This window comes from Weissella cibaria KACC 11862 (assembly GCF_000193635.1).
In the GTDB taxonomy this organism is placed as follows: domain Bacteria; phylum Bacillota; class Bacilli; order Lactobacillales; family Lactobacillaceae; genus Weissella; species Weissella cibaria.
The window spans coordinates 1-946 of record NZ_AEKT01000002.1 but is presented as its reverse complement, the minus strand read 5'-3'; the positions used below and the strand labels follow the sequence as shown (position 1 = coordinate 946).

Below are 946 nucleotides of genomic sequence, written 5' to 3'. Positions count from 1 at the left end.
GTTGAACTTAATGACGTGCTTCATGGCGATTGAGATTGCCAAACCGTGTGGCAAACCGAATTCTCCACCAGTCTTGTGCGCCAAGGCGTGGTTAATTCCCAAGAAGGCGTTCGCGAATGACATACCAGCCAACGTTGACGCGTAGTGCATCTTTGAACGGGCTTCTTGACCTTCCTTTGATGGGTGGGCTGGGTCGTACTTGTATGACGTCTCCAAGTTATCGAAGATCAACTTGATAGCTTGCAATGCCCAAGGACGTGTGAATTCTGAGGCCATTACTGAAACGTATGACTCCAACGCGTGTGACAAAGCGTCCAATCCTGAGAAGGCAACCGTGCGCTTTGGCACCGTCATCACGAACTCTGGGTCCACGATAGCCACTTGTGGCGTCAACTCGTAGTCAGCCAATGGGTACTTCACGTGCGTCTCATCATCCGTGATAACCGCGAATGGCGTTACTTCTGAACCAGTTCCTGACGTCGTTGGGATGGCAACCATTTGCGTCAAGTGTTGGTGATCAAACTTCACGATACGCTTGCGGATATCCATGAACTTTTGTGCCAACTCGCCGAACAATTCCTTCAAGGCAGCATCGTCGTTCAAGATGCCTTCGTGGCCCTCTTCAGCTGAGTACTCGTACAAGAAGCGGGCAATCTTACCAGCGTCAAGCGCTGAACCACCACCAATCAAGACAACCGTGTCTGGTTGGAATTCGGCCATTTGACGGGCAATATCGATAGCTTGACCAATTGTTGGGTCTGGTTGAACAGAACCGTAGATTGATGTCTTTACTTGGTCCGCACGGAGTGCGAATTGATCCAAAATCTTGTCGACGAAGCCGAACTTGACCATACCTGGGTCGGCCACGATAAAGGCGCGGTCGATGTTTGGCAATTCTTGTAGGTACGTAATGGCGTTTGACTCGTAGTAGATGTCCTTTGGCAAG

General features: G+C 50.3%; 1 protein-coding gene. It reads right to left on the bottom strand.

Going from position 1 to position 946, the window contains the following annotated elements:
* Window positions 1-946: iron-containing alcohol dehydrogenase (locus ESE_RS0100140; protein ID WP_029237409.1), on the bottom strand; the 946-nt coding region annotated here is incomplete at both ends.